Here is an 8,509-nt window from a genome sequence, read left to right as displayed (position 1 = left end):
TTTCTCCGTGACCTCTGTGCCTCTGTGGTTCGTTATTCCATGAATCTTGCGTAAGTCCTAATATCTTCAGAAAATTTTTCAATGGTAGGATGAAAATCCTGCCCCTTTCCTTCATATTGGCTCAAATTTAGAGATAGCATTGATAGCCCTTTGTAGGCTTGGGGAACATAACTTAGCTACTTCCATTTGCCAGTAGTTATTAACAAAGTAAATTAACTGTCCATTATAGTCTCTACCTACCTTTGCTGTGCTATTAGACCGTGGAACTATAGCCTCATGCAATTCACGGTTTTTAGATTTTCTCGCAATATTAATCAATGTTTGTTTCGGATCACTAATTTCGTCTACATTTTGAGGAATCAATGTTTGTGAAACTCCCAAGAATTTAGCAAAGTTTTTACTATCAGCTAAAAGCCATGCTTCTACTTCCCTAACAGCAATACGAAACAAAAGATTAGGATGTTTCGTATATGGTAGCCATTCCTGAATTAGTTCCTGTGGACACTCTGCTCTATCAAGGTCTGTTAAAACTATATAAGGTGTTCCTTGAGCAGCATTATTAAATCCTTTTATATTCTTCTTAAGATAGCCGAAACCATGTTTAGAATAACAATTACCCACTATATAACGGCGATTTGACTGGTGTAAAATTGTCCGCAATACAGCTTCACTCAGTGGGTCTTCAACAGCTAAATTAATAGGTATTAAATCCACTATAAATGAATCTCCAATTGATTAATTTCAGATGGTTTAGTTAATGGCAATACGGCTTCAGCTATGCTTAAACCGCCTTCTAGCAGATCACGGACATTATCAATTGAAGATGCTGTAGTAACTTTAGTCCCTTCTAAGCTCGGTGTTAAAAGTAATATTTCTTCACCCCCAATTCCCTCGTCTTCGAGTAGATCCGCGCTATGTGTAGTGAGTATTATTTGTCTTTTTTTCTGACGTTGAATTCGATACATTAAAGAAGGTAATTTTTTAACTATTGCTGCATTTAAAGATAACTCTGGTTCTTCAAGAAGCAGCAGTGAATCACTTTCTAGTAATGACCACAGCAAGCCAATTAGACGTAATGTTCCATCTGAAAATTGATCTTCTCTTTGTTTGCCGGCTTGAGGTCGCCAATGCTCATATACTGCTTCTAAATGAGGAACACCCATTTCATCTTTTATATCAGTAAGATGTTTCAATTGGGGAACAGCAGAACGCAAAGCATTTTCAATCTTTGTTAGTCGAGATTTGCGAGTCTTTTCAGGAGTTTTGGTAATGCGTTCTAGAAAACTTCTGCCAAAAGGATCTTCTGAAATTCCCGGTCCAGAAAACACCTCTGGATAACGAAGTAACTGAGGTACAAGGTGTAGATAGAGAACTGATTCAAAAAACTTAGCAATTTCTCGAAAATTGGCATTAGCACTAATTTGCTCTAAGTGGGTCTGTGTTCGTCGTAATTCATCTTTTTCATCGTCTATATCTGGTCTATTAACTATTATTTCATTTCCCTTCCATACACGCTCGTAGGCTAAAATAGGTTGACGATAACCTCTAGTTTGTTGTGTTATGCCAATAGCATATTTCCATATAGGTTGATGACTAGAATAATCAGACAAGTGTACTTCAATTTCAATTTTGGGATTTTGCCGCGCTGACAAACAACGGATTTTAGATACTCCTCCACGCTCTTTTACCGCTGTCTGTAAACCACCTCCAGGCTTGACAATATCACGCAGAAACCGAAATAAATCAAGAAAGTTAGATTTACCACAAGCGTTAGGACCGACTATAAAAACTCTGTCACCTAATTCGACATCTACTGACAGAAAATTACGCCAATTCTTGAGGATGATATGAGAAATAAACATTAGGAATAAAGAGAAGATTGCAATAGACCAGTTAAAAATAGTAAATTGACTATTTCTTCATCCTATTATAGCTATTTTCCTGGTATAAGCCCTAAATAGATGTTAAGAAGTGATTGATGATTACCAATCACCTCTTTTGCAATTACCCAAAATTACGCTTTCTTTAACCAACTAAACATAGCGCGTAAATCCTTACCAACTTCCTCAATAGGATGTTCAGCTTCTTGACGACGCATAGCAGTAAAACCAGGTTTACCCGCTTGGTTTTCTAATACAAATTCCCGCGCAAATTGTCCAGATTGAATTTCGCTGAGGATTTTCTTCATTTCCGCTTTAGTTTGAGAGGTGACAACACGGGGACCACGAGTATAATCACCATATTCGGCGGTATTAGAAATACTATCACGCATTGTTGCTAAACCACCTTCTACGACCAAATCAACAATTAATTTGACCTCATGTAGACATTCAAAATAAGCTAGTTCTGGTTGATATCCTGCTTCTACCAGGGTTTCAAAACCCGCTTTAATTAAAGCACTCAAACCACCACATAATACCGCTTGTTCTCCAAATAAATCCGTTTCGGTTTCTTCGCGGAAAGTGGTTTCTAAAATACCCGCCCGTGTACCACCAATACCTCTAGCATAAGCCATAGCGCGATCGCGTGCTTTACCGGTTGCATCTTGATAAACTGCAAATAATGCAGGTACACCTTGTCCTTGTTCGTAAGTACGACGGACTAAATGTCCGGGTCCTTTAGGTGCAACCATGACGACATCAACATCAGCGGGGGGGATAACCTGTGCAAAATGGATATTAAAGCCGTGTGCAAAAGCTAAAACGTTTCCGGCTTCTAAATTTGGTTCAATTTCGGTTTTATAAATTGTTTTTTGGACTTCATCAGGTAATAAAATCATGATGAAATCAGCAGCTTTAGCAGCATCAGCAACATTTTTTACAGTTAAGCCAGCAGCTTCGGCTTTCGCTGTGGACTTACTACCAGGATATAATCCCACAATCACATTAACACCGCTATCTTTTAGATTGAGCGCGTGAGCATGACCTTGAGAACCATAACCAATAATAGCAACCGTCTTACCCGCTAAAAGGTCTAAATTAGCATCTTCATCATAATACATACGCGCCATAGAAGCATCTCCTGTCCGTAAAGGTTGTCATGAAATTGGCAGAATTTTGATTGTATCGCAAATTGGTCAGTTGTTTGTTGGGCGTTGGTATTTTTCTCCTTTCTTCCTCCTGACAACTGACCACTGACAACTGACCACTGACCACCGACTACTGACCACCGACCACTGACCACTGACTAATCCCCTACGTTTACTTTTTTTTTCAGAAGTTCAAGATAAACAGAAATAATTATGACAATTTTGATACAAATTTGTTAAGAATAGTTACAACACCTGTTATCGAAGGAAATATCTGTTATGGTTGATCTGTCTGACAAAAAACCAGTCCACCAAGTCGTGATTATTGGCGGTGGTTTTGGTGGCTTATATGCTGCTAAATCTTTAGCTAAGGCCAATGTACAAATCACGCTCATTGATAAACGCAACTTTCACCTCTTTCAACCACTGCTGTACCAAGTCGCTACAGGTGCTTTATCCCCAGCAGATATCTCGTCTCCCTTGCGTTCTGTCCTTAGCAAAAGCAAAAATACAAAGGTATTGTTGGGTGAAGTTTATGATATTGACCCCAAAGCCCAGAATGTGATAGTCAAAGGGGAATCTGTCCACTATGATACCCTGATTGTCGCCACAGGGGCAAAGCATTCCTATTTTGGTAAGGATAACTGGGAAGAATTTGCACCCGGTTTAAAGACTGTTGAGGACGCTATTGAAATGCGTCGGCGGATTTTTATGGCCTTTGAAGCTGCTGAAAATGAAAGCGACCCCATTAAACGTCAAGCTTTATTAACTTTTGTAATTGTCGGCGGTGGTCCAACTGGAGTAGAATTGGCAGGAGCAATTGCAGAATTAGCCACTAAAACCCTCAAAGAAGATTTTCGCAACATTGACACATCAGAAACCAGAGTTTTATTATTAGAGGGTTTAGATCGTGTTCTTCCTCCCTTCGCACCCGAATTATCTCAGACAGCAGAAGTATCATTAAAAGCTTTGGGTGTAGATGTGCAAACCAAAACCTTAGTAACACATATTGAAAATGATATTGTTACAATCAAACAGGGTGATGAAGTCAAAGAAATTGCAGCTAAAACCGTGTTGTGGGCTGCTGGTGTAAAAGCTTCACCTATGGGTAAGGTGTTAACGGATAGGACTGGAGTAGAAAGCGATCGCGCTGGTCGTGTTATAGTAGAACCGGATTTGAGTATTAAGGAATATCCTAACATCTTTGTAGTTGGTGATTTAGCCAACTTCTCCCATCAAAATGATAAACCCTTACCGGGAGTTGCACCAGTGGCCATGCAAGAAGGGGAATATGTAGCTAAACTGATTCAAAAACGCCTGAAAGGTGAAACATTACGCCAGTTTAAATATGTAGATAGAGGTAGTTTAGCAATGATTGGTCAACACGCCGCAGTTGTTGATTTAGGATTTATTCAACTCCGAGGTTTCTTTGCGTGGTTTGTGTGGTTATTCATTCATATCTACTTCCTCATTGAGTTTGACAACAAGTTAGTAGTCATGATTCAATGGTTATGGAATTATTTTACCCGTAATCGTAGCGCCAGATTAATTACAGGTAAAGAAGCCATTGCACCTATCCCAATTGCAAATAATCAGAGTCACACGCCAATTGTCACCAAAAAGCCGTTAAATGTGTAGTTTTATAAAGTGGGTTAATAACCCACTATCCCGATTTAGATGTAATCTCTAATTGGCAAGGAATGCGGGCTTATGGGAATACGCCCGTAAATTTTGCCAATAATTATATTGTAGTATCTAAATTCTGATATACTATAACCAGTAAGAGTTTTTACTATTTCACTTATTGGATTAAAAATATGTCCAGCACGATCTTAAAAGCTAAAGATATAGAAAATGCAAAACAAATAATTGCTAAGGATTTGGAAGAAACTATCAGATTTTTGAATCGTTGTGGGGGATTTAATTCTAGAAATAATAAGGAGAAGAATAAATTTGATGAATATATTAAAATTGCTCAAGGAAAAGGCAAATCTCTTGTAGAACTCAAGCAAGATTTATTATTAGGAAAGAAGAAATTTCAAAAAGGAATGCAAATGTTATTAGAAATCACCGAAAGTAATGAAGCACAAAATTTTTTTGAAAGGAATATTCAAGCATTAAATTTACTGACAGAATCTGTTATTGAATGTTGGGATTTTTATTCATCAGATACAAAAGAGTTCTTAAGAAAATTTGCCTTAGATGCTGCTGAATTTAATAGAGGATCAAAAAATATTTTGATAAATGGTGAAGAATGGAAAATCATTGAAGAAGTAGTCAAACAACATGAAAAAGCACTACAGAGATTTATCAACTCTGTTACAGGAGCGATAGATTGGAAAAATTGTAAAACAGATTTAGGAAGAAAACTTTTTAAAATTAAAGAAAAAATAATTCTGTCTGGAGAACCGCTGTTAACTTCAGCAGAATTTGATCAATATCTTGAAGAAGAAACAGAAAATAACTAAATAAACAATTTAATCGGGTGAAAAGAACTTATATAGATTCCTGCGTATTAATAGCAGCAGCAACATTAGATAATAGTGATCCAATCTGCCAAGAAGCTTTAAAGATTTTAGGTAGTGCGGAACGCTATTTTATTTCTAGTTATTATGTCAAATTTGAAATATTACCTCATGCTATCAGAAATAAAAGAAAACTAGAAGCAGAGTTTTATGAAACATTTTTTGATAGTGTACAAGAATGGGTAGAACCCAATCAAAAATTATTAGAATGTGCGTATAACGAAATTATTACAAATAATAATGGATTGAGTGGAATTGATGCAATTCATGTTGCTGCTGCGTTGCTAGGAAAAGCAGATGAGTTAATTACCGCCGAAAAAAGAGAAAAGCCAATTTGTCAAGTTAAATCAATTAAAGTGATTTCATTGAGAAAATAATTGATTGTTATAGTAAGTGGTTTAAAGATTAAAATGAAAATGTGTAATTAGGAGATTTTGGTAATGGCTTTAACAATTTTAGATGAACAATTAGAAAGTATTCAGCTTTCGGCTGAGGTTCAGGAAAAAGCTTTACAAAAAGCTAAAGAAGGTTATGTAATGACATTATTAGAGGTAGGAGAAATTAGTAGTGGCAGGGCGGGGAAAATTCTTGGTGTTTCCCGTTTAGAGGTAATAGAAATGATGAAAAAATGGGGTATTTCTCTTTTTGATGATTCTCAAAATTTGGAGGAATTACGTCAAGAAGTGGAACAGGCAGAGTTAATTTTAAATCAGCAGATTTCTTAAATGATTATTGTTTCTGATACTACGCCAATTAGCGAGTTAGCAAAAGTGGATCATCTTGATTTGTTGCCAAAACTTTTTGGTAAAGTTGTGATTCCCCAAGGTGTATTTGATGAATTGCAGGTAGGTAAGCATCCAGCAGCAAAACTTGTTCAGGATTTGCCTTGGTTAGAGGTTGTAACGGTAGATAATCAGCAGTTGGTTAGGGAGTTACAACTCATCTTGCGACATAATAGAAATAGAAATTCTATCTTTAGGATTGTTAAGAATGTATCAAACAGATCCGCCACTTTCCCCTAAAGAAACATTACCGACAATGTATGATCTTCCTAGCGAAGACCCGGAGGAACCTGGTTTACCAGATCAATTTCATTTATTCCAACCACAATTATTAGCAGAAACATTCCGTCCAGCAAATTATCCTAGTGACCAAATATTTACAGGAAGTGATCTGAATCTTTATTATGATTTGCGTCATCCTTCATGGTATAAACGTCCAGATTGGTTTGCAGTGTTAGGTGTTCCCTCACTTTATGACAATAGAGATTTGCGGTTAAGTTATGTAGTTTGGCAAGAAGCAGTTAATCCTTATATTGTCGTTGAATTACTCTCACCAGGAACAGAAAAAGAAGACTTAGGGCAAACATTAAGAGATGTCGAAAAACCTCCTGGTAAATGGGAAGTTTACGAACAAATTTTAAGAGTACCCTATTACGCTATCTTTGATCGTTATAAATCTGAATTTAGAATGTTTCAGTTAACAGGTGCTCGTTATGCTGAAGTAAACTTATCAGATTTTCGGTTTTGGATTCCCGAAATAAAATTAGGTTTAGGAGTGTGGCAAGGAAGTTATAAAACTGTGGAAATGCCTTGGTTACGTTGGTATGATCAAGACGGTAATTGGATGTTAACCAGCACAGAAGAGGAAAAACAAAAAGCTGAACAAGAAAAACAAAAAGCTGAACAAGAAACACAAAAGTTAGAACAAGAAAGGCAAAAAACCCAAAGATTAATTGCCCAACTGCGTGCGCTTGGTGTTGAACCTGATTTAGAATAAACAAAATCTCACATCTTCTCGTTCTTCTCGTTCCCAGTCCTAGACTGGGAACGGGGGACACTTGGGGAGTAGAAAGTGGATTATAACTCCAGATTAAGCAATAATCACAAAATCGTCAGCAGTCAAAAAATCTACAACTGCAAACTGACCACCAGTACCAAAACCTGCTGTATCAGCATCTTGGTTATAGAATAGATTACCGCTGCCTAAACTATAAACAATCCTGGCGGTGCTATCTCCTGCTAATTCATCATTGTCAACAGATTCAAAGTCTGACGGATCGCTCAATCCTATACCGACATCACTGGTTAGAAAATCAAATACGGTTTTACTCAGAACTAACTGGTCAGTTCCCGTGGAGAAGTCAGCAATGATGTCTACTCCATTAACAGTTGTATCAAAAGGATTGAGTCCACTGAATACGAACTGGTCATTACCATCTCCACCAAACAAATTGTTACTACCTAGACCACCCGTGAGGATGTCATTACCATCCCCTCCATTAAGGGTGTCATCACCATCCCCTCCATTAAGGTTGTTATTAGCACTGTTACCAGTAATGACGTTATTACCTGTGTTACCAGTACCGTCAATGTCTGCTGTTCCTGTTAAGGTCAGGTATTCGACGTTATCAATATCCTCAATAGTGTAAGTAACACTAGATTCAATGGTATCTGTACCACCCTCCACATCTTCGGTAATGGTAATGGTCCCAGTGTTACTATCTACAACGTAGATATCATCGTCTGCACCACCAATCAAGATATCATTACCAGCACCACCATTAAGGGTATCATTACCAGCACCACCATTAAGGGTGTCATTACCAGAACCACCACTGAGGTTGTTATTAGCACTGTTACCAGTAATGACGTTATTACCAGTGTTACCAGTACCGTTAATCGCTGTTGTTCCTGTCAGTGTCAAGTTTTCAACGTTAGTCAGAGCCGCAATGTTGTAAGTAACACTAGATTGAATGGTATCTGTGCCACCCCCTGTACTTTCGGTAATGATGTCAGTTATATCAACGATGTACGTATCATTACCTACACCACCAATCAAGGTATCTTTACCAGCACCACCGTTGAGGGTGTCATTACCAGAACCACCATTGAGGATGTTATTAGCACCGTTACCAGTGATGACGTTATTACCTGCGTTACCAGTACCGTTAATT

Annotated in this window: 10 protein-coding genes; 6 read left to right on the top strand and 4 right to left on the bottom strand. The window is 37.7% G+C overall.

Annotated elements, in window-relative coordinates:
* Nucleotides 1–111: 111 nt before the first annotated feature.
* From ACIR131C_RS0121150 to ilvC, 3 genes are all read right to left on the bottom strand, one after another.
* The gene (locus tag ACIR131C_RS0121150; protein WP_035372667.1) at nucleotides 112–714 is read right to left on the bottom strand and encodes a DUF4276 family protein; all 603 of its coding nucleotides are present in this window, start codon (nucleotides 712–714) and stop codon (nucleotides 112–114) included.
* Nucleotides 714–1,862, bottom strand: a complete 1,149-nt coding sequence (locus tag ACIR131C_RS0121145) for an AAA family ATPase (protein WP_028091759.1) — start codon at nucleotides 1,860–1,862, stop codon at nucleotides 714–716. Before ACIR131C_RS0121145 ends, ACIR131C_RS0121150 begins: the two co-directional genes overlap by 1 nt.
* 152 nt (nucleotides 1,863–2,014) lie before the next feature.
* Nucleotides 2,015–3,010, bottom strand: a complete 996-nt coding sequence (gene ilvC / locus ACIR131C_RS0121140) for a ketol-acid reductoisomerase (RefSeq protein WP_028091758.1) — start codon at nucleotides 3,008–3,010, stop codon at nucleotides 2,015–2,017.
* 297 nt (nucleotides 3,011–3,307) lie between these two features.
* Between ilvC and ACIR131C_RS0121135 the strand changes: the two genes are divergently transcribed.
* The 6 genes from ACIR131C_RS0121135 (at nucleotide 3,308) to ACIR131C_RS0121110 (ending at nucleotide 7,332) form a co-directional block, all read left to right on the top strand.
* Nucleotides 3,308–4,666: an NAD(P)/FAD-dependent oxidoreductase gene (locus tag ACIR131C_RS0121135; RefSeq protein ID WP_028091757.1), complete on the top strand. Its 1,359-nt coding sequence runs from the start codon at nucleotides 3,308–3,310 to the stop codon at nucleotides 4,664–4,666.
* Between the two features lie 179 nt (nucleotides 4,667–4,845).
* Nucleotides 4,846–5,496 (top strand): hypothetical protein, encoded by a 651-nt coding sequence (locus ACIR131C_RS0121130; protein WP_028091756.1) that lies wholly within the window; start codon nucleotides 4,846–4,848, stop codon nucleotides 5,494–5,496.
* A gap of 17 nt (nucleotides 5,497–5,513) precedes the next feature.
* Entirely contained in the window at nucleotides 5,514–5,930 is a 417-nt protein-coding gene (locus tag ACIR131C_RS0121125; protein WP_028091755.1) for a type II toxin-antitoxin system VapC family toxin, read from the top strand.
* Nucleotides 5,931–5,993: 63 nt separating this feature from the next.
* Nucleotides 5,994–6,278, top strand: coding sequence for a UPF0175 family protein (locus tag ACIR131C_RS0121120; protein ID WP_028091754.1), 285 nt, complete (start codon nucleotides 5,994–5,996; stop codon nucleotides 6,276–6,278).
* Nucleotides 6,279–6,575 (top strand): PIN domain-containing protein, encoded by a 297-nt coding sequence (locus tag ACIR131C_RS23740; protein WP_231395521.1) that lies wholly within the window; start codon nucleotides 6,279–6,281, stop codon nucleotides 6,573–6,575.
* Complete coding sequence (locus ACIR131C_RS0121110; protein ID WP_028091753.1) at nucleotides 6,544–7,332, top strand: Uma2 family endonuclease; 789 nt, start codon at nucleotides 6,544–6,546, stop codon at nucleotides 7,330–7,332. Before ACIR131C_RS23740 ends, ACIR131C_RS0121110 begins: the two co-directional genes overlap by 32 nt.
* A gap of 93 nt (nucleotides 7,333–7,425) precedes the next feature.
* Here the strand turns inward: ACIR131C_RS0121110 and ACIR131C_RS23735 are convergent.
* Nucleotides 7,426–8,509: calcium-binding protein (locus ACIR131C_RS23735; RefSeq protein ID WP_035372671.1), on the bottom strand; the 1,084-nt coding region annotated here is incomplete at its 5' end.

Origin of the sequence: Dolichospermum circinale AWQC131C (assembly GCF_000426905.1) — a bacterium.
Taxonomy (GTDB): Bacteria; Cyanobacteriota; Cyanobacteriia; order Cyanobacteriales; family Nostocaceae; genus Dolichospermum; species Dolichospermum circinale.
Note: the sequence above shows the minus strand (reverse complement) of the source record. Positions and strands in the feature narration are given on the sequence as shown.